The 25,960-nt window shown below is 70.4% G+C and carries 22 protein-coding genes; 7 read left to right on the top strand and 15 right to left on the bottom strand.

Going from position 1 to position 25,960, the window contains the following annotated elements; translation table 11 throughout:
• Positions 1-30: 30 nt before the first annotated feature.
• A complete protein-coding gene (locus QSK21_RS24740) occupies positions 31-414 on the bottom strand; it encodes a hypothetical protein (RefSeq protein ID WP_285699293.1) in 384 nt (127 codons plus the stop codon).
• 199 nt (positions 415-613) lie between these two features.
• Here QSK21_RS24740 and QSK21_RS24745 point away from each other — a divergent pair, with 199 nt between their 5' ends.
• On the top strand, positions 614-1,810 hold the full coding sequence (locus QSK21_RS24745) for a sensor histidine kinase (RefSeq protein WP_285699295.1): 1,197 nt from the start codon (positions 614-616) through the stop codon (positions 1,808-1,810).
• Positions 1,807-2,460, top strand: a complete 654-nt coding sequence (locus QSK21_RS24750) for a response regulator transcription factor (protein ID WP_285699296.1) — start codon at positions 1,807-1,809, stop codon at positions 2,458-2,460. The genes QSK21_RS24745 and QSK21_RS24750 overlap by 4 nt, the downstream gene beginning before the upstream one ends.
• 48 nt (positions 2,461-2,508) lie before the next feature.
• On the opposite strand, the gene QSK21_RS24755 is transcribed toward QSK21_RS24750, so the two are convergent.
• The 12 genes from QSK21_RS24755 to QSK21_RS24810 all read right to left on the bottom strand — a co-directional run bounded on the left by QSK21_RS24755 (position 2,509) and on the right by QSK21_RS24810 (position 16,733).
• Positions 2,509-2,946 (bottom strand): hypothetical protein, encoded by a 438-nt coding sequence (locus QSK21_RS24755; protein ID WP_285699298.1) that lies wholly within the window; start codon positions 2,944-2,946, stop codon positions 2,509-2,511.
• Between the two features lie 161 nt (positions 2,947-3,107).
• A complete protein-coding gene (locus QSK21_RS24760; protein ID WP_285699299.1) occupies positions 3,108-5,120 on the bottom strand; it encodes a dipeptide ABC transporter ATP-binding protein in 2,013 nt (670 codons plus the stop codon).
• Positions 5,117-5,983, bottom strand: a complete 867-nt coding sequence (locus QSK21_RS24765; protein ID WP_285699301.1) for an ABC transporter permease — start codon at positions 5,981-5,983, stop codon at positions 5,117-5,119. The genes QSK21_RS24760 and QSK21_RS24765 overlap by 4 nt, the downstream gene beginning before the upstream one ends.
• Positions 5,980-6,933 (bottom strand): ABC transporter permease, encoded by a 954-nt coding sequence (locus QSK21_RS24770; protein WP_285699302.1) that lies wholly within the window; start codon positions 6,931-6,933, stop codon positions 5,980-5,982. Before QSK21_RS24770 ends, QSK21_RS24765 begins: the two co-directional genes overlap by 4 nt.
• Positions 6,934-6,944: 11 nt before the next feature.
• Positions 6,945-8,546 (bottom strand): arylsulfatase, encoded by a 1,602-nt coding sequence (locus tag QSK21_RS24775; protein ID WP_285699303.1) that lies wholly within the window; start codon positions 8,544-8,546, stop codon positions 6,945-6,947.
• Positions 8,543-9,898 (bottom strand): sulfatase family protein, encoded by a 1,356-nt coding sequence (locus tag QSK21_RS24780; RefSeq protein WP_285699305.1) that lies wholly within the window; start codon positions 9,896-9,898, stop codon positions 8,543-8,545. The genes QSK21_RS24775 and QSK21_RS24780 overlap by 4 nt, the downstream gene beginning before the upstream one ends.
• Positions 9,895-11,445: an ABC transporter substrate-binding protein gene (locus QSK21_RS24785; protein WP_285699307.1), complete on the bottom strand. Its 1,551-nt coding sequence runs from the start codon at positions 11,443-11,445 to the stop codon at positions 9,895-9,897. Before QSK21_RS24785 ends, QSK21_RS24780 begins: the two co-directional genes overlap by 4 nt.
• Positions 11,446-11,491: 46 nt before the next feature.
• Entirely contained in the window at positions 11,492-12,448 is a 957-nt protein-coding gene (locus QSK21_RS24790) for a glycoside hydrolase family protein (protein ID WP_285699308.1), read from the bottom strand.
• Entirely contained in the window at positions 12,445-13,623 is a 1,179-nt protein-coding gene (locus QSK21_RS24795) for an ROK family transcriptional regulator (protein ID WP_285699310.1), read from the bottom strand. The genes QSK21_RS24790 and QSK21_RS24795 overlap by 4 nt, the downstream gene beginning before the upstream one ends.
• Positions 13,624-13,684: 61 nt before the next feature.
• The gene (locus QSK21_RS24800; protein WP_502871598.1) at positions 13,685-14,584 is read right to left on the bottom strand and encodes a formylglycine-generating enzyme family protein; all 900 of its coding nucleotides are present in this window, start codon (positions 14,582-14,584) and stop codon (positions 13,685-13,687) included.
• Entirely contained in the window at positions 14,581-16,023 is a 1,443-nt protein-coding gene (locus QSK21_RS24805) for a sensor histidine kinase (RefSeq protein WP_285699313.1), read from the bottom strand. The genes QSK21_RS24800 and QSK21_RS24805 overlap by 4 nt, the downstream gene beginning before the upstream one ends.
• Complete coding sequence (locus QSK21_RS24810) at positions 16,020-16,733, bottom strand: response regulator transcription factor (RefSeq protein WP_285699314.1); 714 nt, start codon at positions 16,731-16,733, stop codon at positions 16,020-16,022. The genes QSK21_RS24805 and QSK21_RS24810 overlap by 4 nt, the downstream gene beginning before the upstream one ends.
• 273 nt (positions 16,734-17,006) lie before the next feature.
• On the opposite strand from QSK21_RS24810, the gene QSK21_RS24815 reads away from it, so the two are divergent.
• Complete coding sequence (locus QSK21_RS24815) at positions 17,007-18,527, top strand: TolB-like translocation protein (RefSeq protein WP_285699316.1); 1,521 nt, start codon at positions 17,007-17,009, stop codon at positions 18,525-18,527.
• Between the two features lie 146 nt (positions 18,528-18,673).
• Here QSK21_RS24815 and QSK21_RS24820 read toward each other — a convergent pair whose 3' ends face one another.
• Complete coding sequence (locus QSK21_RS24820) at positions 18,674-19,129, bottom strand: nuclear transport factor 2 family protein (protein WP_285699317.1); 456 nt, start codon at positions 19,127-19,129, stop codon at positions 18,674-18,676.
• A gap of 296 nt (positions 19,130-19,425) precedes the next feature.
• The gene (locus QSK21_RS24825; RefSeq protein ID WP_285699325.1) at positions 19,426-20,196 is read right to left on the bottom strand and encodes a TetR/AcrR family transcriptional regulator; all 771 of its coding nucleotides are present in this window, start codon (positions 20,194-20,196) and stop codon (positions 19,426-19,428) included.
• Positions 20,197-20,438: 242 nt separating this feature from the next.
• Between QSK21_RS24825 and QSK21_RS24830 the strand changes: the two genes are divergently transcribed.
• The 4 genes from QSK21_RS24830 (at position 20,439) to QSK21_RS24845 (ending at position 25,900) form a co-directional block, all read left to right on the top strand.
• Complete coding sequence (locus tag QSK21_RS24830; protein ID WP_285699326.1) at positions 20,439-22,016, top strand: class I adenylate-forming enzyme family protein; 1,578 nt, start codon at positions 20,439-20,441, stop codon at positions 22,014-22,016.
• Positions 22,013-23,248: an acyl-CoA dehydrogenase family protein gene (locus QSK21_RS24835; protein WP_285699327.1), complete on the top strand. Its 1,236-nt coding sequence runs from the start codon at positions 22,013-22,015 to the stop codon at positions 23,246-23,248. Before QSK21_RS24830 ends, QSK21_RS24835 begins: the two co-directional genes overlap by 4 nt.
• 88 nt (positions 23,249-23,336) lie before the next feature.
• A complete protein-coding gene (locus tag QSK21_RS24840) occupies positions 23,337-24,791 on the top strand; it encodes a 4-hydroxyphenylacetate 3-hydroxylase N-terminal domain-containing protein (protein ID WP_285699328.1) in 1,455 nt (484 codons plus the stop codon).
• Positions 24,788-25,900, top strand: a complete 1,113-nt coding sequence (locus tag QSK21_RS24845; RefSeq protein WP_285699329.1) for an acyl-CoA dehydrogenase family protein — start codon at positions 24,788-24,790, stop codon at positions 25,898-25,900. The genes QSK21_RS24840 and QSK21_RS24845 overlap by 4 nt, the downstream gene beginning before the upstream one ends.
• Positions 25,901-25,960: the final 60 nt, after the last annotated feature.

The raw sequence follows: 25,960 nt of genomic DNA on the forward strand, positions 1-25,960 counted from the left end.
CACGGTGACCGGGCACGTCGTTCTCTCTGTCTACGACTCTCGCTTTTCTGGAGTTCGGGCAGAGATCAGTAAGTACGCGAGGATCCAGGCGATCGGAATCGTGTGTGCAACGACACCGGTCCAGCTCGACGATCCGAACGAGCCGTTGGCGATGTTGACAGTGCTGATGGCGGCCGGGACCGCGTTCATGCCCACATTGATCCACAGGACCCTGCGGACGAACGGGGCCGGAGAAGAGCCGGCCAGCCAGTTCAGCGCGGCGATCGTGACGAGATAACCGCCAAGGACCCGGCCGACGAACTCGGCATGGGCATCCGGGTCCTCACCGAGTCCGGACTGTGGTGCGATGAGCCAGACCGCTCCCAGCAGCGGGTAGTAGAAAGCGAGCGTTCGCAGGATCAAGCGTCCGTTCATGGCGCCTCCTCAAGTGCCCGGCGGCCGGGTGAAGGCTTGGGTGCTCATGGCTTCTGACCCAACCAACGCCCGTCTCGGGGCACCTCCTCCGAGTGGCCGCCCGCCGCGGCTTTTACGGCGGTCCCGGCGGCCGGTCGCAGGACCCTCGCTCCTCCGATTGGAGGAGGGCGCCCCTCGTGCGCGTGCCTATGATCGAGCCATGCTCGCCGAACGGGTCGAACGGGCCGCTACCGGCGGCTTCAGTCCGGCGCGTGCGGGCTTGCTCACCGCGCTGACCATCGGTGACCTGACGTTGCTGCACCGGCCCGGTACGGCGTGGGACTGGGGACTCGTCCTGTCGGCCTTCCTGCTGCTGCTCGCGGCGAGCGCTTGGCCGTTGCCCGCGATGCTCGGCCTGTGTGCCCTGCTCGGGGTCGCCGGTGTCACCGAGGCGGTTGTCGCCGTGTCGGTCAAGGCGATGAGCGGCATCGCACTGTTCGAGCTGGCTGTACGCCGCTCAGCCTGGCAAGTGTCCGTCGGTGGGTGCGCTCTTGCGATGGCGATCGCCACGGAATGGGTCGGCCGGCCCCCGGCCGAGGTCGCACCTGTCCTCTTCCGTGTCGCAACCGTTATGGGCGTGCCGTTGCTGGTCGGTGTCTATATCCGATCAGTACGGGAAAGTGCGCGGCAGGCAAGGGAACGGGCGGCCGAAGAGGAACGACGGCGGTTGTCGGAGGCACGCGCCGTCCGTGCGGCAGAACGCACGGCGATCGCGCGTGAGCTGCATGATCTGGTTGCCCACCACGTGTCGTCGATGGTGCTGCGGGTCGGGGTGGCACGCCATGTCCTGCCGGACGTCGACCCCGGTGTCACCGAGGTGCTACGTGACCTGCACGCCTCTGGCACGGCCGCACTGGCCGACCTCCGCCGGCTGGTCGAAGTGTTACGCGATCCCGCATCGGTGCACGACGACCCCGCACAGGTCGATCCGGCCGCCCTCCCCGCAGCGCTGAACACCGTCGTGGAGCAGGGCAGGAAGACCGGACTGACGATCGACGCATCGATCGACCCGGCCATCGCCCAACTGGACAGCCTTCGCGGGCTCACAGTGCTGCGGCTCACCCAGGAAGGCATGGCCAACGTCGCGAAACACGCAGGACCGCAGACCCAAGCCAAGCTGTCGGTACGCATGGAGAACGGCGCCGTGACGCTGGTACTCGACAACACCAACGCTGCTGGAAGCGCCGACGCCTTCGTGCTCAAGCGCGCGCCGGAGAGCTCAGGGCACGGCCTGACGGGGATGACCGAACGTGTGGAACTGCTCGGCGGCCGACTGCACGCCGGCCCCAGCGCTCATGGTTGGACGCTCTCCGCCGAACTGCCCGCCCTGACGGCGGAGCGGGAAGCGCCGGCATGATCCGGATCCTGCTCGTCGACGATCAGCAACTGGTCCGCATGGGCCTGACGATGCTGTGCGAATCCGCTCCCGACATGGAGATCGTGGGTGAGGCGGCCAACGGGCTTGAGGCCGTACGGCTGGTCGAACGGCTGCCGGTCGACGTGGTACTGATGGACCTGCACATGCCCGGGATGAACGGAGCGACCGCCACCCAGCGCATCATGACGTCCCGGCCGTCGACACGGGTGCTGGCTCTGACGACCTTCGACGACGATGACCACCTCTATCCAGCGCTCGCCGCCGGCGCCTGTGGGTTCGTGGTCAAGGACACGCCGCCCGGCGAGTTGCTCGACGCCATCCGTCGGGCGGCCGATGGCGGCAGCCCGTTCAGCCAGAGCGTCCTCAGCCGCCTGGTGGACCAGGCCGTACGGGCTCGTGGCACAGGGCACGCACCATCGGCCGCACCGCTACCGGAGCTGTCGCCACGCGAACGAGAGGTCCTGACGCTGGTCGCCGCCGGGCATTCCAACCAGGAGATCGCGCAACGGTTGCACCTCGGTGTCACCACAGTGAAGACACACGTCGGCAACCTCATGAACAAGACCGGCACCCACAACCGGATCCGATTGGCGGTCCTGGCCGTGCGCGCGGGAATCAGCGAGGAGTAACAGAAAGCGGCGCACAGGGCGGCCGAAAAAGTCGTGGGCAGCTCGTCATCACATTGTCTGCTCATGCTTCCGCGACCGTGACCTCACGTGGGTCACGGTCGCCCTTGCCGGCAGACGTCGCCCGTTCATCGTGTGTGCGATGACAAGGGCGAGGAGAATGATCGCCGCGATGTCGATCGGGACTCCTGTGATATCGGCCAGTCGTGAAGGGCCGGGCAAGGTGGCCATGAGGACAAGGAAGATCGATTTGGTGGTGATCGCCGTGACGGCGGCCGGCACTCGCAAAGCGGGGTGGAACGCGGCGTAGATGAGAGCCGCGCCCAGTGCGCCCTGGAGAACTCCGCGATGCTGAAGGAGAGCCAGGATCATCGGGTCGGCAGGGACGTCCAGACCGGCATATGTGCTCAGTGTTCGGGGTTGGACGAGTGCCAGCGCGGGCCCCGCGGTGACGGTCCCCAGGAGCACCAGGGTGACACGGACGGCCATCTCAACGCTGCGTGGTCTCATGAGACCGACCCAACCAAGTCACGCTTTCGTGCACATCCACCCGAAGGCCGGAGACCACTGCCCGTAGGGGCGCCTGGTCCGGCTAGTTGGAGGACCCCCTTCTCTGGAAGGTGTGGTGGCCACTGCCTCGTCCGGCGATGTCATGGTGCCGCCGCGGGGGTGAGCTCGCCTGCGAAATGGCAGGCCGCCATGTGCCCGCCCGGTCCGTCCCGCAGCGGCGGGTCCTGTTCGCCGCAGATGGTGCGGTCGGGGTGTGTCAGGGGTCCGATGGGGCATCGGTCGCGGAATCGGCAGCCGACGCGGAGGTCGATCGGCGGGGCGTGCGGCTCGGGCCGCTGCGAACCTGTGGCCGGCGTGCCGGCGGCGGAGGAGATCAGCGTCCGGGTGTAGGGGTGCCGGGGGCGGCGGAAGACGTCCTCGGCCGGTCCCTGCTCGACGATCCGGCCGAGGTACATGACGGCCAGGTCGTCGGAGACGTGCCGTACGACGGCCAGGTCGTGCGCCACGAAGACGATGCCCAGCCCGAGCTTCTCGCGGAGGTCGCCGAGCAGGTTGATCACCTGCGCCTGGATGGAGACGTCCAGGGCGGAGACGGGTTCGTCGGCGATCAGCAGTTCGGGCCCGGCGGCGAGCGCGCGGGCGATGCCGACCCGCTGGCGTTGCCCGCCGGACAGCTCGTCGGGGTAGCGATCCAGCATCCCGCGGTGCAGGCCGACGAGCTCCATGAGTTCGCCGACGTCCCGATCGCCGTGCCGCAACGGCTCCTTGATGATCTGCCGGATCCGCCATCGTGGGTTGAGCGATGCGTACGGGTCCTGGAAGACCAGTTGGACGGTCCGGCGCAACCGTGCGGTTTGCTCCCTGGTGGCGGTCCGCCAGTCCCGGCCGGCGACCGTGAGCCGGCCGGAGCGGGCCGGTGTCAGCCCGACGATCGCGCGGGCGAGGGACGTCTTGCCGCAGCCGGACTCTCCGACCAGCCCGAGGGTGCGGCCGACGGAGGCCCGCAGGGAGACGCCGTCCACGGCCGGGCGGCCGACGTGGCGCGCCCGCGAGCGGCGGGATCGGTAGTCCACCACCAGGTCGTCTACGACCACGACGGGTTCGTCGCGGGCCGGATCGGGACGTGTCGACCTCGGTGGCGTGGGCGCCGGCGAGGTCAGTTGCCGGTCGGGCTCGTCGATGACCCAGCAGGCCGACTGGTGCGAGGGGTCCCCGGTCACCGGGCGCAGCACCGGCTGTTCGCCGCGGCACCGGTCTTGGACGTGGGCGCAGCGGGTCGCGAAGGGGCAACCGGGGCCGATGGCGGTCAGGTGGGGCGGCTGGCCGGGGATGGCGGGCAGTCGTTCGGAGACCGGCCGGTCGAGGCGGGGCACCGACTGCATCAGGCCGAACGTGTACGGATGGTGCGGGGTGCCGAGCACGTCGTGGGTCGGCCCGCTCTCGGCGACCCGGCCTCCGTACAGGACGACCATGCGGTCGCAGGTCTGCTCGACGAGGCCGATGTCGTGCGTGATGAGCAGAACGGCCGTACCGAGTTCGTCGCGCAGCCGTGCGAGCAGCCGCAGGACTTCGGCCTGGATGGTCACGTCCAGGGCGGTGGTGGGCTCGTCGGCGATGAGCAGCGCGGGGTCGTTGGCGACGGCGGCCGCGATCATCACGCGTTGTCGCATGCCGCCGGAGAACTGGTGCGGGTAGTCGTCGACCGCGTGCCGGGCGTCGCCGATCCCGACCATCTGGAGCAGTTCCACGGACCGGCGCCTGGCCGCGGCGCGGGACGTGCCGTGCAGGGTCAGCGCCTCGGTGATCTGGGCACCGACGGTCATCAACGGGTTGAGCGCGGCGAGCGGATCCTGGAACACCATGCCGATGTCCTTGCCGCGGACCCGGCGCATGACCTCTTCGCCGGCCTGGGCCAGATCGGTGCCGCGCAGCAGGATCCGTCCGCCGGTGATCTCGGCGATGTCCGGCAGCATGCGGGCTATCGCGAGCGCGGTCATGGACTTGCCCGAGCCGGATTCACCGACCATGCCCAGGATCTGCCCAGAGTGCAGGGTGAAGCTCACGTCGTCGACCGCCGTGCCGGAGCCCTCCGGCAGCGCGAGGCGGATGGTCAGTCCCTGCACGTCCAGCAACGGGCGCGGGTTCTCGGTCATCGGCGCAGCACCGCCTTGTTCAGGGCGTCGGCGATCAGCGTGCATCCGAGGACGAGCACGAACACGACGATCACCGAGGCGAGTGAGTACATGGGGCTGACGGACAGGTACTGGCTACCGCCGGCGATCATCGAGCCGAGCGACGGGCTCGGGGGCTGGATGCCCAGGCCCACCACGCTGAGCCCGCCTTCGATCTGGATCGCCTGGGCGACCGCGACCGCCGCGCGTACCAGCACGGCGTCGCAGATGTTGGGCAGCATGTGGCCGACCACGATCCGGGCACGGGGCGTGCCGAGCACGCGGGCCGCGCTGACATAGTCGCGGGACAGTTGCCCGAGTGTGGCCATCCTCGCCTGGCGGCCGAACGCGGGGAGCGCGACGAGCACGATGGTCACCCACACGGCGTTGAATCCGGGGGTCATCGCGATCCCGATCGCCACGCCCAGCACGACGCCGGGGAAGCCGAGCAGGACGTCGATGAACCGTTGCACCGCGCCGCCGGCGAGGCGGTTGACCACGCTGAGCATGCCGAGGCCGGTGCCGAGCACCACCGCGATCGGTACGGCGACGAGGGCGAGCAGCAGATCGACGCGGATGCCGCCCAGGACGCGGGCGAGGATGTCCCGTCCGACCTCGTCGGTACCCAGCGGATGCTCCCCTCCGGGTGGGGCCAGCGCGTCCGGGCCCTGCTCCAGCGGTCCGTACGGCAGCAGAAGCGGTCCGATCACTCCGGCGAGCGTGATCAGCGCGACCAGGCTCAGCCCGGTCAGCCCGCGTGCGGACAGCAGCCCGGCCAGGTAGCGGTTACGGCGCCGGGACGGCCCGGCCGCCGCGACCTGGTCGAGGACGGGAACGGTGATCATGGAATCGCCTCCTGAAGGTCGATCCGCCGATCGACCCGGGCCATGGACAGCTCGGTGAGCAACTGCATGGCGGCGGCGAAGGCGACCGAGGCGAGCAGGATGTCCTGCGCCAGCAGGTAGTCGCGCCCCTGCACCGCGCTGACCAGCAGTGAACCGATTCCGGAGCGGGCGAAGATCGCCTCGACCACGACGGCGCCCGCGAACAGGTCACCGATCCGGATGCCCAGCTCGACGACGGCGGGGCCGATGCTGTTGGGCAGGACGTGACGGAGCAGGACCCGCCGCCGGGAAGCGCCCTTGGCCTTGGCCGTGCGGGCGAACTCCTCCCGGTGCGCCCTGCGCATCTCGGTGGCCAGCAGGCGGGCGATCACCGCCGAGCCGGGCAGCGCGACGGCGACGGCCGGCATGATCACGTACTGGATGCCGATCGCCGGATCCGAGAACAGGCCGGCCTGCCCGCCCGCGGGCAGAAGCCGCAACGTCACCGCCAACACGAAGATCATGACGATGGAGGAGACGAACGGCGGCGTGGACAGCGCCGCGGTCGAGACCGCGTCGACCAGATTGCGGACCGTCCGGGACCGGGAGCCCGCCGCGGCGACACCCAGCACCAGGCCGAGCACCACCATGACGACGGTGGCGGTGAGGGTCAGCTGCACGGTCGGGCCGGCGCGTTGCACGAGCAGGCCGGAGATGGGTTGCCGGAAGGTGTAGGAGCTGCCGGGGTCGCCGGTCAGCAGCCCGGACAGCCACTGCCAGTACTGCGCGGGCAGTGAACGGTCCAGGCCCAGCTCGTGCCGGATTGCCGCCACCTGCGCGGGGGTGGCGTCCTGCCCGGCGAGGATGGTCGCCGGATCACCGGGTGCCAGGCGTAGCAGTGCGAAGATCGCCAGCGACGCCAGCACCAGGACCAGCAGGGTCGTGGCCAGCCGCCGCGCGACATAAGGCATGCCCGCCGCCCTCACAGGCCCGCGACCGGGAGGCCGCGACGGGTCTTCTCGGCATACAGCCGCAGGATCCGGTCACGGGGGATGACACCGACGCGGCGCGCCCACCGGTCGTACTCGGCCGCGAGCTCGGCGACCAGCTCCGGGTGCCGTCCGGCGAGGTCGGTCAGCTCGGAACGATCGACGTGCATGTCGTACAGCTCCCACGAGCCCGGGTACTCGCTGACCAGCTTCCACCGCCCGCGCCGCACGGCCGCGTTGCCGATGTGCTCCCAGAACAGGGTCGCGTCCGCCGCCTTCTCGCCTCGCAGCGCGGGCACCATGCTGCGGCCCTCAAGAGGCGCCACCTCCCGGCCCATGCGCCGCGCCGGGTAGCCGACGCCGGTGGCCGCGAGCAAGGTGGGCAGGACGTCGGTGAGCTGGAACGGCGTATGGACGATGCTCCCGCCGCTCAGACCGGCGGGCCAGTGGACGATGAACGGGGTCGCGATGCCGCCCTCATGGACCCACCGTTTGTAGAACCGGAACGGGGTGTTGGACAGGTTGGCCCAGGCCCGGCCGTAGCTGGCGTAGGTGTCCTCGGGGCCGGGGTCGATGCTCGGATCGTTGCCGATACGCAGCTCGGCGCCGTCACGTGTCGCGGCAGGCACCATGTGCCGCTTGCCGCGGAACACCTCAGGGTCGCCCTGCGGAAGCTCCTCGGCGCACCCCCCGTTGTCGGACAGGAACACCACGAGCGTGTCGTCCAGCACCCTGGAGGCGTCGAGCTGGTCGAGGATACGGCCGATGCCCCGGTCCATCCGCTCGACCTGGGCCGCGTACACCTGCATGCGGCGCGCCTGCCACGCCTTGTCCGGCGCCTCCGCCCACGGCGGCTGGGTGGGATCTCGCCGCGACAGTGGTGACTCCGTGCCGAGCAGCTCTTCCGTGCGGAGCCGGTCCAGGCGCCGTTCGCGGAGCTCGTCCCACCCGGCGTCGTAGACACCGTCGTACGCGGCGACGTCGGACTCGGGGGCGTGCAGCGGCCAGTGCGGCGCGGTGTAGGAAACGTAGGCGAAGAACGGACGCGCCGACGCGGCCTGGGTGCGGATGAACTCCACTGCGTGGTCGGAGATGGCGTCGGTGTAGAAGAACCCGGAGCGGCGGCTCTCGGCGCTCGCGTCCTTCTCACCGCGCCGTAGGGTCGCAGGGTCGTAGTAACTACCGCAGCCGCTGATGGTTCCGAAGAATTCGGCGAACCCGCGCCGCGTCGGCCAGGACGGCGCGGGCTCCCACAGGTCCGCGCTCAGATGCCACTTGCCGGAAAGGCAGGTGGCGTACCCGGCGTCGCCGAACACCTCCGCCGCGGTCACGCATCGCTCGTTGAGGCTGCCGGGATACCCGCCGGGGCCGTCGTCGTTGGCCAGGATGCCGATGCCGGTCTGATGTGGATGCAGCCCGGTGAGCAGGGACGCACGAGAAGGGCTGCATCGCGCCGTGTTGTAGAACTGCGACATGCGCACCCCGGCGCGTCCCAGCCGGTCCAGGTTCGGGGTACGGATCTCACCGCCGTAGCAGCCGATGTCGGAATACCCCAGATCGTCCGCGAGGATCAAGACGATGTTCGGCTGCCTCATGGTGCCCGCTCCACCATGACGTCGGATCGGTACGTGTCGTACAGCGGGTCGTCGGTGCCGGCCAAGGTGTCGGCAAGGCGCGTCCTGAGCTCGGCGATGTCCCCGTCACGGGAGGCGTCGGCGATGAGGTTGGTCAGCCCGTGCGGATCGTCCGCCAGGTCGTAGAACTCCTCCGGCGCGCGGCGCAGGTAGAAGTCGGTGCGGGCCAGAACGGCCGGGTCGTGTTCGGCGTTCTGAAGCATGGCGGCCCACGTGCGGCCGCTCATGTTCTCCGCGCGGTAGCGAGGAACGCCGTCGCTCCAGTGGTTCCAGATGTAGCCGAAGCGGGAGGTCTGGATGGCGCGCATCTCGAAGCGCTCCTTCGCCGATGTCTCGTGGAACGTCGTCACGATGTGGTCGCGTCCCGGCTCATGCCCGCCCTCAAGGAGCGGGACGATCGAGCGGCCGTCGATATCGCCCGGCGGCGCGACGCCTGCCGCCTCGCACACGGTGGGGAACAGGTCCAGCCCGCTGACGAAGTGCCGGGCGTCCACCGAGGACGGCCGGGCACGGCCGGGCCAGCGCACCACCAGAGGCGTTCGGGTGCTCTGCAGGTAGCAGTTCGCCTTCGCGTAGGGGAAGGCCATCCCGTTGTCCGACAGGAACACCACGAGCGTCCGGTCGCGTTCGCCGGAGCCGTCGAGGACCGTCAGGAGGGCGTCGACCACGTCGTCGCAGCGGCGCGCCGACCCGTGGTACTCGGCGATCTCCAGCCGGACGCCGGGCAGGTCGGGCAGGAAGCCCGGAACGTCCACGTCGTCGGGTCCGAAGGTCTTGGACGGCGCCGGGATGCGCTCCCGCGTCTCCTCGGCGAACATCTCGCGTTCCTGGTCGCTGCCGTGGAACGGCCGGTGCGGGTCGTGTGCGTTGGCCATCAGGAACCACGGCCGTCCCCGGGCCATGAACCCGGCCGCGGCCGAGGCATAGGCCGCCGGATCGCGGCCGGCGCCGAGTTCGTCCCGCGTACGCACGAGCTCCCAGCCGAACCGGTCCACCGGCTGGAGATGCTCGACCTTGCCCAGGATCCCGCACCGATATCCGGCGTCGCGCAGCAGGTCGGTGAGAACCGGCACGCCCGGCCGGATCGGCCCGAACCCCTCGGCGCCGTTGCGGTGCGGCCACAGGCCGGTGATGAGCGCCGACCTGCTCGGCTGGCAGACGGCGATGGGCACATGTGCCTTCTCGAAGCGCATGCCCTGCCCGGCCAGCCGATCGATCGCCGGGGTCGCCGCCGGATGCCCGCCGAAGCAGCCCGGTGTGTCGGCGGACATGTCGTCGGCGGTGATGAGCAGGATGTTCATGCCTCCGGTCACGCCGCCCTCACCGCGGCCAGGTCGAGATCGGAGGTTCCCGTGGTGGTGACACCGGACAGCGGCTTGCGCACGACGGCGACGTAGTAGCCGTGCACGAGCGTGAGATGGAACGCCTGATCGAGGACGTAGTCCATGTACGCGCGGTTGGCGGCCGCCCGCGCCTGGTCCGTCGAGGCGTTCACGACCGAGCCCGCCAGCTTGGCGTACGCCGGGTCGGTGACGTGCGAGCTGTTGCCCTTGACCTTGAACGGCGGGTTGCCGAGCGCCAGGGTCGCGATGGAGATCGAGGCCAGGTCCACCGGGCCGATCCACAGGCCGCGGATCGCCGCCTTCTGCACCTGCCCCTGGTAGGCGGCGGCGTCCAACGCGGTCGGCGTCACCTTCAGCCCGGCGCCCTCCAGGTTGTACTGGACGATGTTGAGGATCTCCATGGCCGTCTTGTTGTTGCCGTTGGCCACGATCGGGACGGTCTTGCCGACCGCGCCGGCGGCGTGGAGAAGCTGCCATGCCTTGACGGGATCGTGCGAGTAGCGGGTGTTGTCGGCCGTGGTGAGCCCGGGGAAGGTGTCCAGCGCGGGCAGGCAGCTCGCCGTGCCGAATCCCGAGAAGACCTGGCGGGCGATCCGCTCCCGGTCGACGGCCCACGCGATGGCCTGGCGCACCCGGACGTCGGTGAACGGCGGCACCGAGACGTTGACGCCCAGGTACCAGTCGGTGAAGGTCGGCGCGGTCGAGAAGACCTCGTACCGATCGTCCTTGGCGAAGAGCGCCGCGTCGCGCGGGATCATCTGGTACGCGGCGTCGATCTCATCGGCGCGCAGCGCCGCGGTGAGCGCCTGCGCCTGGGTGAAGACCCGCAGTGTCACCGATTCCGGGTACGGCCGGCCGGACTTCCAGTAGTGCGGGTTCCTGGTGAGCTCGACGCGGTTGCCGGGGGTCCAGGACTTCCAGGCGAACGGCCCGGTGCCCACGACCTGCTTGGCGGTCTTGACGCCGCTGATGGTGCGGGCGTCCACCAGTGGTGTGACCAGAAGCAGGTCGAGGAAGTTGGCGATCGGGGAGGTGAGGGTGAAGGTCACCTCGTGGTCCCCGGTCTGGTCGACGCTCTTGAGGTGGCCGGCGATCGCGGCGACCTGCGACCCGTTGGCGGGATCGGCCGCGGTCCTGATCGCGAACTGGACGTCCTTGGGCCCGAACGGGCGCCCGTCGTGGAATCTGACATTGTCGCGCAGTGTGACGGTGAGCTTGGTCCGGTCGGTGTTCCACCTCCAGGAGGTGGCGACGCGCGGCACGATCTCCCGGGACCGGCGGTCGAGCCCGACGAGGGTGTCGAACACCAGTGAGCGCACCGGGAAGTTGACCGCGACCTGGCGGAGCAGGTTCGCCGGGACGATGTCGGCGGGGATCCCCACGGTCAGCCGCTCGGCCGACGCCGGGCCGCCGCCGGCGGCCCGGCTGCATCCGGCCACCGCCAGCGCCAGGGCGGCGAGCGAACCCGACAGGACGGCGCGTCTGGAGGCATCGGACGACACGTCGGTCACATGCATGATCGGCTCCAATCGTTGCGGTCGGGGGAGGGGGGCAGACCGCCGGTCAGACTGCCGGTGTCTTGGCCAGACGTAGCTCGTGAGCCCCATCGGCACGGGTGAGCTCGTAGTAGAGCCACCACTGCCCGTCGAGAAGAAGCACCTCCATATACCGGACCGAACCGGTCCGCCAGGGCGATGCCAGCCATGCCTGGGTGTGGGTGACGCGCCGCCAGTTGTGCAGGTCGCCGGAGACAGCGATGCCGCAGCGTTCCTCATAGTTCTCGGTGTGGCTCGCGGACCCGTCGTAGAAGCCGACCCAGCCGCCCGGGGTCGGGACGACGGAGTTGAGCCGGGCCTGGTACCGGTCCCAGCCCTCCCCGACGGCGAGGGCCTGGCCGTGCCAGCGGAAGCTGACGCCGTCCACGCTGGTGGCCAGACCGGTGGGGTGGGTGGTGACCCCGACGTTGTAGATGTCGGCTGTGGCGTGCGCGTCCAGGCCGAGGTCAGAGCACGCCGCGGCATAGCTCGCGAACAGGTACGTGACCGGGCCGACGCGCACCACGTAGGGGTCCTTGACACCTTCCGTACCGGTGGACTCCGCGGTCAGCACCGGCTCGATCTCGGCGACATCGAATTCCGACGGGCTACCGGCGGTCATCGCGTCGATGCGCCACCGCTTGTCCGCCGGGTCGACGTAGGAGACGAACAGCCGGTACCGGTCATCGTCGGTGGCGGTCAGGCAGAACCGCTCCATCGACGAGGTCCCTAACTCGTCCTTGTGCACCGACCAGACGTCGGTGAAGTTCTGCCCGTCGTCGCTGACCGCGACCGCACATCGCCAACCGCGCTCGTCGGTCGCGCCACGAGGACGCCGCTGGCGGTAGGTGAGCCAAAACCGGCCGCGCTCATACAGCACGCTGGGGCAGCCGACCCAGTACCCGGCCTCCGGACGTTCCGGGGACAGCACCACGGTGCCGGAGGTGGGGTCCGGGATGGGCAGCGGAGCATAACGACGGGTCACGAGCGGTCGCTTCCTTCCGGTGTGTAGAACAGTCGCTCCAGCGCGATCGCCGCGCCGCCGACGACCCCCGCGTTCATGCCGAGGGTGGATCTCTCGAGCCGGATCGCATCGCGCAGCACGGGGAACGCCTTGGCTCGCAAGGCGTCGAGGATGGCGGCGAAGACCCGGTCCGACGCGTCGCCGAACAGGCCGCCGAGGAGGATGAGCTCGGGGTTGAGCAGGTTCACCGCGCTGGCCAGGCCGGTGGTCAGGTGGTCCACCATCTCGTCCTGCACGGCGGGCAGTTCTTCCACCGAGGCCATGAGCCGGGCCTGGTCGCCGCCGGCGGCCAGCACCTGCTCGCGCAGATACCTCTCGCTGAGCACCGTTTCCAAGCAGCCGGTCGCGGTGCAGGCACAGGTGCGGCCCTTTTCCACCACCCGTAGATGGCCGAGCTCGGTGACGCCGTACCGGCCGGGGTGGAAAGGCTGCCCCCCCAGCACGAAACCGGCGCCCAGACCGGTACGCAGGTACACGTAGAGCACGGTCGCCGCGTCGCGGGCTCCGCCGTAGTGGGCCTCCGCGAGGGCCATCGCGCGTACGTTGTGCTCCACGACGGCCGGCAGGTCCAGCGCCGCCTCCAGCCACTCGGCGAAGGGGACGTCGCGCCAGCCCAAGTTGATCGACAACAGGTTCCGCCGGAGCGCCGGGTCGACCGGGCCCGGCGCGGCCACCCCTATTCCCAGCACACGGCGCCGGTCACCGGCCAGCCGGGACGCCTCCTCGGCGATGGCCTCCACCACCTGTTCGGGGGATGTCGCGGCCAGGTCGAACGTGAACTCCGCGGTGCGTCGCAGCCGCGCGAACAGGTCGCACAGGCCCAGCTGCACGAACCCGGCACCCACCTGCACCCCGAGCACCGAGTAGGCGTCCGGTACCAGCGCCACGTCGATCGCGGGCCGCCCTACCTTGGCCGACCGCTGCCCCGCGTGCTCGACCCCCGGTTCCTGCGCCATCTCGGTGAGGCTGCCGTCGGCGACCAGTTCCGCGACCACCTTCGTCACCGTCGTCGCCGACAGCCCGGTGCGCCGTGCCAGCTCCGCGCGGGGGAGGGGTCCCGTGTCCCGCAGCAACCGCCGGATCGTTCCGCGGTTCACCAGGCGCAGGTCCTGAGCAGTGGCGACTTTTTTAGTCATGTTGAGAAATTAATTCTCCGCGATGTCGTCTGTCAATGGGGGACGGGCGGGACCGGGAGGGCTAGACGTCGGCGGCGCAGCGGAAGCCGAGGTTGCCGCTGGAACTGTCCGGCGTGTTGGAGGTGCGCGCGGCCACGCGATAGCGGTTGCAATACGACTCGTGGCAGAGGTACGAGCCGCCTCGCATGGAGCGTTCCGTCCCGCCCTCGGCGAAGAGGTCGGCGCACCACTCCCAAACGTTGCCGGAGGTGTTGTAGAGCCCGTGCCCGTTCGGCAGGTAGGCGTCCACTGGCGCGGTGCCGGCGTAGCCGTCCTCGGCGGTGTCGTGCACGGGGAACCGGCCCTGCCAGATGTTGCAGCGGTGTTCGCCGCCCGGGGTGAGCTCGTCGCCCCACGGATAGCGAGCTTGGTCAAGACCTCCGCGCGCGGCGTACTCCCATTCGGCCTCGGTGGGCAGGCGTCCGCCCGCCCACTGGCAGTAGGCGTTCGCGTCGTGCCACGAGATGTGCACGACGGGGTGGTCCCATCGGCCCTCCAGGTCGCTCTCCGGCCCTTCCGGGCACCGCCAGTACGCACCGGGCACGCCGCACCACCAAGGCGTCCGCCGCGGCCGAGGCGCGACCTTGCGCAGCCGGCCGGGCAGGAACTTGGCGAACACATAGCTCCAGCCGAATTGCTCGGCGTCCGTGCGGTAGCCCGTCGCCTCGACGAACTCGGAGAACCGAGCGTTCGACACGCAGTACGCGCTGATGCGGAACGGCGCCACGGTCACCTCGCGCACCGGTCCTTCGTGGTCCTCGGGGAACCCGTCCTCGTCGTCGGTGCCCATCCGGAACGTCCCGCCAGGCAGCGCGATCATCTCGCCGAGATCACTGTCGCTCGCGGAGACCTCGGTAGGGGCGAGGCGGCGGGCGGGCGCGGCCCCCGCATTGGACCGAGACGGAGAACAACAAGCGTTCATGGTGCCTTCTCCCTACTCGCGGCAGGCAGGATGACGACGAACTCGGCGCCGTGGCCGTGGGCGGGATCCCGTAGCCGGATCGTGCCGCCGTGGGCTTCGGCGATCGCGCGGGCGATGGCCAGGCCGAGGCCGCTGCCGGGCCGTCGTACCGGGTCACCCGCGGAGAAGCGCGCGAAAAGGTGCGGGCGTATCTCGGCAGGGACCCCGGGGCCTTCGTCCACCACGACGAGATGGATGCCATCGGGCCGGGTCATCACCGTGACGTGGACGCGGACGTCTGATGGGGTGTGTTGCAGGGCATTGCTGAGCAGGTTGCGGGCGAGCTGCCGGAGCCTCGCCGCGTCGCCGGTGACCATGGCGCGGTCGTGGTCCTGTGTGACGAGGGCGATGACACGATCAGGGGCGATCACCCGGGCATCGGAGACGACTTCGGAAACGAGGTCACGGAGGGACACCGGTGCCGTCTCCAGCGGCCGTTGCTGGTCCAGGCGGGCAAGGAGCAGTAGTTCGTCGACCAGGCTGCGCATGCCTGCCGCCGCGTCGACGATCCGGCTCATCGCGGTCGTGGTCGAGTCCTTGTCGGTCAGCGCGCCGTGGAAGTAGAGATCGGCCCATCCGCTGATGGTGCTGAGCGGAGTACGAAGCTCGTGCGACACATCCGCGACGAAACGGCGGAGCTGCCCCTCGACCTGCCGTTGCCGGTCGAAGGCGTCGTTCAGCGCCACCGCCAGCCGACCCGCCTCGCTCTGAGGATGGCCGACGCGAATGCGCTGAGTCCGGTCACCGGCGGCGATGGCCGTCGCTGCCGCCGCCATGGTGCGCAAGGGCCGCAGCCCGATGCGCAGCACCGCCAGTGCCAGGCACACCAAGGTGAGAAGCACCACGGCCGTCACGGCGGCGGTGTCGACGGCGAACCGGCGGAGCGTCTCCTGGTCCTGACGCAGCGGGATGGCGATGATCACGCCTGCGACAGCGGTGCCGCTTGCCCCGCCCCCGCCGGCGAGGCGGCGGTACACGACACGGTACGGGTCGTCCGCGACGTCCAGAGGAAAGGACCTGCCGGGGTGCTCCCGCAGCCGCGTGACCAGGGACGGTGTCAGTGCCTGGACGAGAGCGGCCTGCCGAGGGGCGTCGGAGCGCGGGGCGCTGCGGACCCTGCCCGTCGAGTCCACGACCGCCGCCACGACCCGGCCTCCGGCCACCATCCGTAGCCCCTGGTCGATCGTCCGTGCGTCGGGACGCCGGGCGAACACCTCGCCGATGCGATCGCCGGTCGTGGCCAGCTGACGTTCCGCGCGGCGCTCGAAGAACGACGCCAGCAGCGCGTACGCGGCCAGGTTGGAGCTGAGCAGCCCCACGGTCACCAGCACCACGATGCCCGCCAGCAAGCGTCCCCTCAACGTCCGCGGGACGGGGCGGAGCCCGCGAACCGGGATCATGACGCGGGCAGCTTCAGGACATAGCCGAAGCCGCGGATGGTGTGCAGCAACGGCCGCCGGTCGGCGTCGATCTTGCGGCGGAGGTTGGACATGAACTTCTCCACGACCCCGGCGTCGCCTCCGAAGTCGTACTGCCAGACCTGGTCGAGAATCTGCGCCTTGGACACCACGCGACCGGCATTGAGCAGCAGGTAGCGCAGCAGCCGGTACTCGGTGGGCGACAACTCGACCGCCTGCCCCGCTCGGCGGACCTGGTGCCCGGCCTCGTCCATCTCCAGATCGGCGTAACGCAGGACGGCGCGGTCGGCGCCGCCCTGGACGCGGCGGAGCAGCGCCTGCAGCCGGGCGATGACCTCACCGATGCTGAACGGCTTGGTCACATAGTCATCGCCTCCCAGAGCAAGCCCGGTGATCTTGTCCTCGGTGCCGTCTCGGGCGGTCAGCAGCAACACGGCGAACGTGTGACCGCGCCGCCGTAACCGGCGCACGACCTCGAATCCATCGATGTCGGGCAGCATCACGTCCAGGATGGCCACCGCCGGGCTGAAGTCGGTGGCCGCGCGCAGTGCCTCGGTTCCCGAGGCCGCCGAGGCGACCTCGTAGCCGGCGAAGCGCAGCGTCGTCACCAGCAACTCGTTGATGTGCGGATCGTCGTCCACCACCAGCAGACGGGCCCCCGCGCCCTGGGTGACGGTCGCGGAATCGTTCATCGATCAACTCCTGGCGTGCTGGGGACGACGCACGATAGCGGGATTCGCCACGCCAACCCCGTGGACGGCGTGAAAGCGTCAGCGAACCGTCAGGAACTCTTCCGATAACCGGCAACGAAGCGCTCGACCATGAGCGCCATGCACGCATCCTCCTACCCCAAAAGACGCCGGCGGAGTGGGCTTCTCCGCTCACTCGGCACACGGACGATCACGGCGATCGTGTGCGCCGCCGCCTTCACCTGCCCATTCCTCGTCTTTCCCGACTTCGGTCGCATGGCCGTGCTTTCGGAGTCGTCCGGCCCATCCGAGATCTCCCCGCCGCCCCCGGAGAACGTGGTACAGGCGATCGTTCCGCTGCCCGCGTCCATCACCAGCGTCCGGTTCCCCAGCTACACCGCTCAGGGCTCACGGATCCTGGCCGCCGCGACCTCGAACGACTTCTCCGGCACCCAACTGGTGTCCTTCGCCGAGGACGGCACCGACCTGCGCTGCCTGACCTGCGGCTCCTGGACCGGTCCCGAACTGCTCAAACCGATCGCGTTCCCCGACGGCCGGCGGGTGTTGGTCCGCATCGGAGCGCAGAGCTCGACCGTGCCGTCCGATCACGGGGTCGTGGAGTGCGCCCCCTCGGTGACCGACTGCCGCCGGGCGACCGTCGTGCCGATCGTCCCGCCGTCCGGCAGCGACCCGAACGTCCTGCAGGACCAGCGGGAGTTCCGGGTGTCGCCCGACGGCGTCCATGTCGGTCTCACGCAGGTCCGCCGGTCGGCCACCGGCCGCCCCGCGGGAGCCGGGGTCGTCGGCCGGCTGGTCCGTCGCGCGCAGTCCTACCATGTCGACGACGCGCGCGTGGTGGTGGCCGACGCCGGTGAGCTCAAAGGGTTCACTCCGGACGGCAAGTCGATCATCTACTCCCGCTACCTGGGCGCTTTCGAGGCCGGAAACCCCGACGTCGTCACGGTCGATCTGCGCACAGGACGGGAACGGCGGCTGACCACCGCTCTGGACTGGGACGAGGACGTCGAGATCTCGCCCGCGCCGTACCGGGGCCGGAACTGGATGGTCGTGGGCAGCGGCCGCGGCACCGGGCTGCTGGAAACGATGTCGCAGGTCCGGCGTCCCCCGATCATCGAGGCCGGCATTCAGGCGTTGCCGTTCATGGCCTTCGCGACCCGGCGTCCACAGATCATCGAGCCATGGCTCGTCGACACCGACGACGCCCGCGGGGGCTACCTCGGACAGCCGCTCGCCCCCGGGGCACTGGACGCGGGCTGGGACTCGCGGGCCAACTTCGAATGGAAGCCCGACGGCACCGCGGTGGTGTTCTGGCAGCGGCGGCTCGACGACTCCCGGAGCAGGGTGGTGATCGCCCGGCTGACCGGACGCGCGCCGGCGACCCACCCCTCTCCCCGCCCCGTCTCCCCACCGCGATGGGCGCCTCCACTCGCCGGCTACCTCCCTGATGACCCCGAACTGCCGGCATCCCTCAAGGGCAAGGTCTCCGGCGAGATCCGCGTCGTTCAACGGCCGTCGTCCCAACCGAACTTCGACTCGTTCATTGAGGTCACCTACATCAACTACGCCGACCAGCCCGGTTTCGTGCTCAACGGCGTCGAGCGAAGCGATTTCGCCAGTTCTGGGCTCGACTCCCTCTATAACGCGGACCTTCGTGTGTCGGGAGAGCATCAGGGTTACCTGCGCGCCGACGGCGTGCGCATCCGGCCGGTCTCCATGCAGGGCACGATCGAATCCCAGGTGGACGGCCGCCACCTCACCCTCGGCCCACTGCCCTGATCGCCGCCGATCTCCAGGGCCCGGGTCATCGACCTTCCACTCGCTGACCCGGGCCGGCACGTCATGGTCGAGTTCCGCGAGGCTGCGGCGCGCCAAGCGCCGCGGCCCGCGCGAGCCGGTTCGGAGTCGGCACCTTGCCATTGAGATCAGACGTAGCGGCCGACGCAGTCGGTGAACCGGCCCCTTGATTCGGCGCAGTCGTAGGTGAAGTGCTCACGACCACCCGATCCGGTGGCGAAGTCGTACTCCGCGATGGTCCGCCCCGGACCGCCCGGCCGTACCGAGAGCACGCGGTAACGGCCGCCGACCTCGATGACCTCGGGGATGAGGAATCTGTTCATGATCTCGTCCCGGCCCCGGTAGATACGGCCGACGCTGTCGAACCGGGCGTCCTCGGCGAACAGGGCGGCGACCGCCGCACGGTCGCGCCGGTCGACCGCCGCCACGAACCGATCGACCAGTTGCCGGTCGGTCGTGGCGGCCGTGGCGGGCGTCGAGGGCGTGGCGGGCGTCGAGGGCGCGGTTCGGCGCGGCGGCGGTTCGTCGGCGCAGCCGGCGGCGGCCAGGCACAGGGCCACAAGCAGCATGAGCGATCGGGTCACGTTCTTGCCCCACATGCAAGCTCGCCGTACATCCCGGGCCGGAGAACTATCGCGCCGAAGCCGTCGGCGGGTGCTTCAAGGCCGCCGAGCGGAAGGGTTGGAGGGTTCTTCATGACTGAACGGTCTCCGGCATCGGCCATGTACGTCCAAGACATGTTGGTATAACCAAAGGTCATAAACCTCGCCTGCGGTGACGCGGAACCGGCTGATGTGGATGGTTGCGAGCAGCGCGGCGAGCCTCCACGCCGAGCTCACCTCGGGCCGGCATCGCGGTCGGGCATGATGCGGTGGAGAAGTCACGGGTGGGGGCCGGAGGCGGGGGAGGGGTGCTCCTGGAGCCTGATGGCGTCGGCCCAGAGCGTGGTGAGCAGGTCGATGACGTCGTCGAGTTCGGGGGGCGGTTCGCCGCGGCGGGCGCCGACGACGAAGACGTCGTAGCAGTACGACTGGACCATCAGGTTCATCGCCCGGGACACCTCGAACGGGTCGAGGTCGGGACGGACCCTGCCGAGCTCGATCCCCTTGCGCATTTTGCGGGCGAAGTTGCTCCGGAAGGCGTGCTCGAAGTCGTGCCGCAGGTCGGCCAAGCGGTCGTCGATGTGGCTGGCCACCTCCCAGAGCGAGAAGAACGGGCTGCTCTGGGCGTACAGCGTGACCAGTGCCGCGATCGCCCGCCGCAGCCCGAGCCGTCCCGACGCGGGTTTCCAGTCGCCGGCGCCCGCGCGCAGCATGCCCAGCGCGTGGTCGGCGGCCAGCGTGGCGACGATGTCGTTGCGGTCGGCGAAGTACTGGTAGATCGTCGGCAGGCTCACGCCCGCCTCTCGCGCCACGTCGTTGAGCGAGGTGTTGAGGTAGCCGCGCTCGGAGAACAGCCGGGCCGCCGCCTCCAGCAGCTTGGCGCGAGTCTGCATGGCCCGTTCGCCGACCGGTGTCTCCCGGCCGTCCTGGCGCCGCACGGCCAGCTTGATCTCCTCGGCCGCCTTGATCAGCTTCTGCAGGCGTGGGGACTCTGCGGCCTCGGCGCCTTCGGCGCCCTCGGCACCGGCCGTACCCTCCGTGGTGGTCATCGTGGTCTCTGTCGCCTCGTCGAGATGGTCCGGCCGCTCCGCGGTGGGGCGGCCGTGCTCGCCACCGCAGTCTAGCTGATGACTAGTCAGAATCGCGATGCGCCCGCCCGCGCCCCTTCCGGTGGGTGTGCCGGACTACCTCGCGGAGTTCCTGTACGAACGCCATCTTGCGATTTCCAAACGGTTCTGAATTAATTCAGGAAGCGTGATGAGGGCTCGCGCGCCAAGGAGGTGCCCGGGACATGCAACTGTCAGGGCTGGCCCCAGGTGACTGGGTGACGCTGAACGCACGGTCCGCCCCGGACACCGAGTGCCTGGTGTCCGCCGAGGGCGAGGTCCGGACCTTCACCGAGGTCGACGGCCGGGTGACCCGCCTGGTGCGGGCGCTTCGGACACTGGGCGTCGGACGCGGCGACCGGGTCGCGATCATGGCCACGGACTCCTGCGACTACGTCGAGGTGGTTCTGGCCTGCATGAAGCTGGGGGCGACCTACGTGGCGCTCAACTTCCGGCTCGCCCCGGCCGAGGTGCGCACGGTGCTGGGCGCCAGCCAGGCCAAGGTGGTCTTTCTCAGCGGCCGGTACGAGGAGGCCATCGAGGGCTGCTTCCCCGAGGCCGCCGCCCACGTCCGTGCCCGGATCACCTTCGACACCTCGGCGGACGGTCTCCCGTCCTACGAGGAGTTCCTGGCCTCGGGTCCGGATGGTGGGGAGATCGAGTCCGTCACAGGCGACGACGACATCCTCAGCATCTCCTTCACCAGCGGGACCACCGGGACGCCCAAGGGGGTCATGCAGTCACAACGGATGATCAAGGCGATCACCGGGTCCGGCGTGGCGGAGCTCGGCATCCGGCCGGGCGACCTGCTGATGTCGGGCGCGCCGCTCTTCCACGCCGGTGGCATCGGCCATGTCTTCTACGGCGTCTCCCGCGGCGCGGGCTCGGTGGTGCTTCCGCAGTGGGACGTCGACCTGGGTCTGCGCTGGCTGCAGTCCGGCCGGGTCCGGCAGGCGATGCTCGTCCCCAGCATGATCATTCAGCTGCTCGCGCACCCGCGGGTCCGGGCGACCCGCTACCCCCGCCTTCGATCGATCATGTACGGCGGCGCCCCGATGCCGCCTTCGGTGATCCGGGAGATGGCCGAGGTCTTCGACTGCGACCTGCACAACGGCTTCGGCGCCGGTACCGAGGCCGGTGGGCAACTGGTGCTGCGGCCCGAGGACCACCGCCGCGCGCTGGCCGGCGAGGAGTGGCTGCTCGGGTCGATCGGCAGACCGGCGTACGGCTGCGATGTGCGGCTGCTCGGCCCGGACGGCCTGGAGGTCCCGGATGGCGAGGTGGGCGAGATCGCCAGCCGGGGCGACACCGTCATGAGCGGCTATCTGGGACAGCCGGAGCTGACCACCCGGGTGGTGCGGGACGGCTGGTTCCGCGCCGGCGACCTGGCCTGGAAGGACACCGAGGGCTACTTCCACCTGGCGGGCCGGGCCGACGACATGATCGTGCGCGGCGGGGAGAACGTGTACCCGGTCGAGATCGAGGACGTGGCCGGCGACCATCCGCGGATCGCGGAGATCGCGATCGTGGGCGAACCCGACCACCACTGGGGGCAGGTGGTCACCGCCGTGGTGACGCTCAAGGACGGTCACCGGGACGGCGGCCTGACCGCCGCCGAGCTCCGCGCGCACTGCCGCGGCCGGCTGGCCGCCTACAAGATCCCGACGCGGGTGGTCGTGGTGGACGACATGCCGCGCAACTCCACCGGCAAGATCCACAAGGCGGTGCTGCGTGAGTGGCTCGCCCAGGGGGTGATCGCATGACGACCGGGCCGCGGACCGTTCCGACCCTGGAGGAGATCGCCGCCGAGGCGCACGCCTTCGCGGCCGCGAGGGTGCCCCGCCGGGCCCCGGCCGCCGCGGGGGAGGGGCCCGACGACGTGATGGGCGTCGGGCTACGGCGCGGCGAGGCCGAGGCGGCCGAGGTCGAGGCCGCCCGTGCCTGGCAGCGCGAGCTCTTCGACGCGGGTCTGGCCTGGGTCGACGGTCCCGTGGAGTACGGCGGCCGTGGGCTGGGCCAAGCCCACCGCGATCGGGTCCACGCGGTGCTGCGCGAGTATGAGGTGCCCAACACGGCCTGCTTCATGGTGGGCCACGACATCGTCGCTCCGGCGATCCTGGCGCACGGCACAGCGGAGCAGCGGGCGGCGTACCTGCCAGGGATCTGGCGCGGCGACCTCATCTGCTGCCAGCTGTTCTCCGAGCCCGACGCGGGCTCGGACCTGGCCGGGCTGCGGACCACCGCGCGCCGCGACGGCGACGGGTGGGTGATCGACGGCCAGAAGGTCTGGTCGTCCTACGCCCACCTGGCCCAGCTCGGCGAGTTGCTGGCCCGCACCGGTGACCAGGCCGACCGGCACCGCGGCATCACCGCGTTCCTGGTCGACATGCAGGCGCCCGGCGTGGACGTGCGGCCGCTGCGGCAGATCACCGGATCCGAGCACTTCAACGAGGTGTTCCTGGACCGGGTACGGGTGCCCGACGCGCAGCGGCTCGGCCCGGTCGACGGCGGCTGGCCGGTCGCGCTGACCACGCTCACCAGCGAGCGGACGCTGATGGGCGACGAGCACAACGGCCTGGTGAACGACCCGGTCCGGCGGCTGTACGCGCTGGCCGCCGCGACCGGCGCGGACGCCGACCCGGTCGTCCGCGAGCTGCTCGCCGAGGCATGGGAACGCGAGCAGATCGTCCGTGAGACGGCCCGGCGCAGCCTGACCGCGCCGGCCGAGGCCCAGGCCGGGTCGGTGCTGAAGCTGCTGAGCACCGCCGACATGGAGTTCTGGATCGCCGTCGCCACACGGATCCTGGGCCCGCGGATGGTCGTCGACCACGGCGAGTGGGGCACCTACGCGTGGAGCCAGCTCCTGCTGGGCGCCCCGGCGCACCGCATCGCCGGCGGCAGCGACGAGATCCAGAAGAACATCATCGCCGAACGCGTGCTCGGGCTGCCCCGTGACCCGCGTCCCCCGAGCCCGGACCGTTCCACGACCTCATGACCCCCATATCCGGGCCGTGCCATCGGGAAGAGCCGTGGCCCGGACCGGAGATCTCGCGCATGGACGAGCCCCAAGCCGTGCCCTGCGCATGCCCGTGACTCCCAGCGACCGCGAGGACAGCCTGATGCTCACCGGTGACCAGTACCTCGAATCCCTCCGTGACGGCCGTCGGCTGTTCATCAACGGCCACTCCGTCCCCGACGTGACCAAGGAACCGCTGCTGCGGGGCGCCGTCCTGGCCGCCGCCCGCGGCTACGACCGGCACTACCAGCCCGGCGACGACGCGTTCGGGCCCTATTTCTTCATCCCGACCTCGGTCGAGGAACTACGCGCCGCCCAGGAACGCCAACTGCACTGGGACTTCCCGACCATCTCGACCTCCAACGGCCTGCTGATGGTGCTGACCGCGGCCAGCCGGATGCGCGCGGACCACCCTCGGTACGCCGAGCGCGCCCTGGCCTACTTCGAGGAGAGCAAGCGCCGCGACATCCGGCTCGTCCAGACGATCACCGACGCCAAGGGCAACCGGGCGCTCCCGCCGGGCGCGCAGGACGACCCCGACCTGTATGTCCGGATTGTCGACCGGCAGCCGGACGGCATCGTCATCCGCGGTGCCAAGCTGCACATCAGCTCGGCCGCGATCTGCCACGAGCTGATGGTGATGCCGACCAAGCGGATGAAGCCCGGCGAGGAGGACTACGCCGTCGCGGCGGCGGTGCCGGTCAACGCGCCCGGCGTCCGCGTCATCAACGCCTCCTTCGCCCCGCGCCCGGACCTGGACCCCGACCTGTACCCCTACAGCTCGCGGAACGTCATGTCGGAGGGGTTCGTGGTCTTCGACGACGTGTTCGTCCCCAACGAGCGGGTGTTCCTCGCGGGGGAGGTCGAGCATTCGGCGACGTTCGCGCACGCCCTGGGGCTCTGGGAGCGGCTCGGCAGCGTCGGCAGCTACGTCCGCCTCGCCGACACGCTGGTGGGGCTCGCCCAACTGGTGGCGGAGGCCAACGGGCTGCAGCGGATCGGCCATATCAAGGACAAGATCGCCGAGATGATCACCTACGCCACCCTGATCCGGGCCGGGTTCGAGGCGGCGATGCACCACGCGACGTTCACCCCCGAGGGCTGGGCGTCGCCGGACGAGCTGTTCACCAACGCCGCCAAGTACCACGCCGCCGAGCAGTTCAGCCTGATGGTGCGCCACCTGCACGACATCGCCGGCGGCTCGGTGCTCACCGCGCCGTCCCCGGCCGACCTGCGCAACCCCGAGACCGGGCCGGACCTGCGCAAGTACATGCGCACCATGGAGGGTGTCGACGCCGAGTACCGGATGCGGCTCTTCCACACCATCCGCGACTTCACCGCGGACGCCTTCGGCGGCTGGAAGCATGTCACGGTGATCCAGGCCGGCGGGGGCCTGTACGCGCAGAAGGTCGTCGTCACCAAGAACTACGACATGGAGGCCGCCAAGGCCCTCGCGTACGAGACCGCGGGCATCACGCCGGACGGCAAGGTCGTGGAGTCGGTCGCGGAGACGGAGCGATGATCTCGGCCGCGGAGCTGCGGGAACTGCGGGAGGCCACCCGCCGCTTCGTCCGCGCGTCCACCCCCCGCGGCGCGGACGAGCACGAGGCGGCCGCGTCGGCAGCGCCCGACCGGCGCGTCTGGACGGACATGGCGCGGCGGCTCGGGCTCCAGGGCGTGCGGGTGCCCGAGGACCTCGGCGGCACCGGCCTGGATCTCGAGGCGGAACTGGTCGTCCACGAGGAGATGGGCCGTGCCCTGCACGGCGGGCCGTTCCTGCCGGTCGTGGGGCAGGCCGTCCCGGGGCTGCTGACCCTGGCCCGCGATGGGCGGGTACGCGCCATGCTCACCGAGATCGCGGCCGGGACGTCGGTGGTCGTGCCGGCCGATGCCCGCTGGTACGACCCGCAAGCGGCACCGCCCGTCCTCACCGGAGGCGGGGACGAGGGGACGGTCACCGGCGTGGTGCCCGCGGTGCTCGCGGGCGCCGCCGCCGACTCCTGGCTGGTCCCGGCGGGCGCCGGCGGGCGGACGGTGCTGGCCTTGGTGCGGTCCGGCACCGCCGGCGCGACCGCCGAGCCGATGACCACGATCGACCTCACCCGCGGTTTCGCGACGCTGCGGCTGGAGGACGCCGCGGCCGTCGTGCTGGCCCGGGACGCGGAGGCCGAGCGCGCACGGGACGCGATGGAGGCGGGCGGGGCGCTGGCACTGGCGGCCGAGTGCGTCGGCGTCGCGGCCGAGGCCCTGGACCTGACCGTCTCCCATGTCAAGGTGCGCGAGCAGTTCGGCCAGGTCATCGGTGCCTTCCAGGGGGTCAAGCACCAGCTCGCCGACCTGTACGTGACGCTGGAGTCCGCCCGCTCAGCGCTCGCCTTCGCGGCCCGGTCGGCGGGGGCGGACCCGCCGCTGCGGGACGCGGCGCTGGCGGTGGCGCGGCGGCGGTGCGGCGCGGCGGCCTTCCGGATCGCCGGCGAAGCGATCCACCTGCATGGCGGTATCGGGTTCACCTGGGAACACCCGGCGCACCTTTACTACCGCCGTGCCAAGACCAACCAGGTGCTGCTCGATGCCGGGGGCAGACAGGCAGAGACGATCACGGCCGGCGTCGCGGCGCTCTACGCCCGCTGAGCGGGCGGGGCGCCGCCGCGACCGCGTCGATGATCTAGGGAAATCTGACGCATTGTCATA

Source organism: Actinomadura sp. NBRC 104412 (assembly GCF_030269515.1).
Lineage (GTDB): Bacteria > Actinomycetota > Actinomycetes > Streptosporangiales > Streptosporangiaceae > Spirillospora.

Coding starts and splice junctions, on each gene's coding strand:
- QSK21_RS24740 (WP_285699293.1), bottom strand. CDS start 414: ATGAACGGACGCTTGATCCTGCGAACGCTCGCTTTCTACTACCCGCTG.
- QSK21_RS24745 (WP_285699295.1), top strand. CDS start 614: ATGCTCGCCGAACGGGTCGAACGGGCCGCTACCGGCGGCTTCAGTCCG.
- QSK21_RS24750 (WP_285699296.1), top strand. CDS start 1,807: ATGATCCGGATCCTGCTCGTCGACGATCAGCAACTGGTCCGCATGGGC.
- QSK21_RS24755 (WP_285699298.1), bottom strand. CDS start 2,946: ATGGCCGTCCGTGTCACCCTGGTGCTCCTGGGGACCGTCACCGCGGGG.
- QSK21_RS24760 (WP_285699299.1), bottom strand. CDS start 5,120: ATGACCGAGAACCCGCGCCCGTTGCTGGACGTGCAGGGACTGACCATC.
- QSK21_RS24765 (WP_285699301.1), bottom strand. CDS start 5,983: ATGATCACCGTTCCCGTCCTCGACCAGGTCGCGGCGGCCGGGCCGTCC.
- QSK21_RS24770 (WP_285699302.1), bottom strand. CDS start 6,933: ATGCCTTATGTCGCGCGGCGGCTGGCCACGACCCTGCTGGTCCTGGTG.
- QSK21_RS24775 (WP_285699303.1), bottom strand. CDS start 8,546: ATGAGGCAGCCGAACATCGTCTTGATCCTCGCGGACGATCTGGGGTAT.
- QSK21_RS24785 (WP_285699307.1), bottom strand. CDS start 11,445: ATGCATGTGACCGACGTGTCGTCCGATGCCTCCAGACGCGCCGTCCTG.
- QSK21_RS24795 (WP_285699310.1), bottom strand. CDS start 13,623: ATGACTAAAAAAGTCGCCACTGCTCAGGACCTGCGCCTGGTGAACCGC.
- QSK21_RS24800 (WP_502871598.1), bottom strand. CDS start 14,584: ATGAACGCTTGTTGTTCTCCGTCTCGGTCCAATGCGGGGGCCGCGCCC.
- QSK21_RS24805 (WP_285699313.1), bottom strand. CDS start 16,023: ATGATCCCGGTTCGCGGGCTCCGCCCCGTCCCGCGGACGTTGAGGGGA.
- QSK21_RS24810 (WP_285699314.1), bottom strand. CDS start 16,733: ATGAACGATTCCGCGACCGTCACCCAGGGCGCGGGGGCCCGTCTGCTG.
- QSK21_RS24815 (WP_285699316.1), top strand. CDS start 17,007: ATGGCCGTGCTTTCGGAGTCGTCCGGCCCATCCGAGATCTCCCCGCCG.
- QSK21_RS24825 (WP_285699325.1), bottom strand. CDS start 20,196: ATGACCACCACGGAGGGTACGGCCGGTGCCGAGGGCGCCGAAGGCGCC.
- QSK21_RS24830 (WP_285699326.1), top strand. CDS start 20,439: ATGCAACTGTCAGGGCTGGCCCCAGGTGACTGGGTGACGCTGAACGCA.
- QSK21_RS24835 (WP_285699327.1), top strand. CDS start 22,013: ATGACGACCGGGCCGCGGACCGTTCCGACCCTGGAGGAGATCGCCGCC.
- QSK21_RS24840 (WP_285699328.1), top strand. CDS start 23,337: ATGCCCGTGACTCCCAGCGACCGCGAGGACAGCCTGATGCTCACCGGT.
- QSK21_RS24845 (WP_285699329.1), top strand. CDS start 24,788: ATGATCTCGGCCGCGGAGCTGCGGGAACTGCGGGAGGCCACCCGCCGC.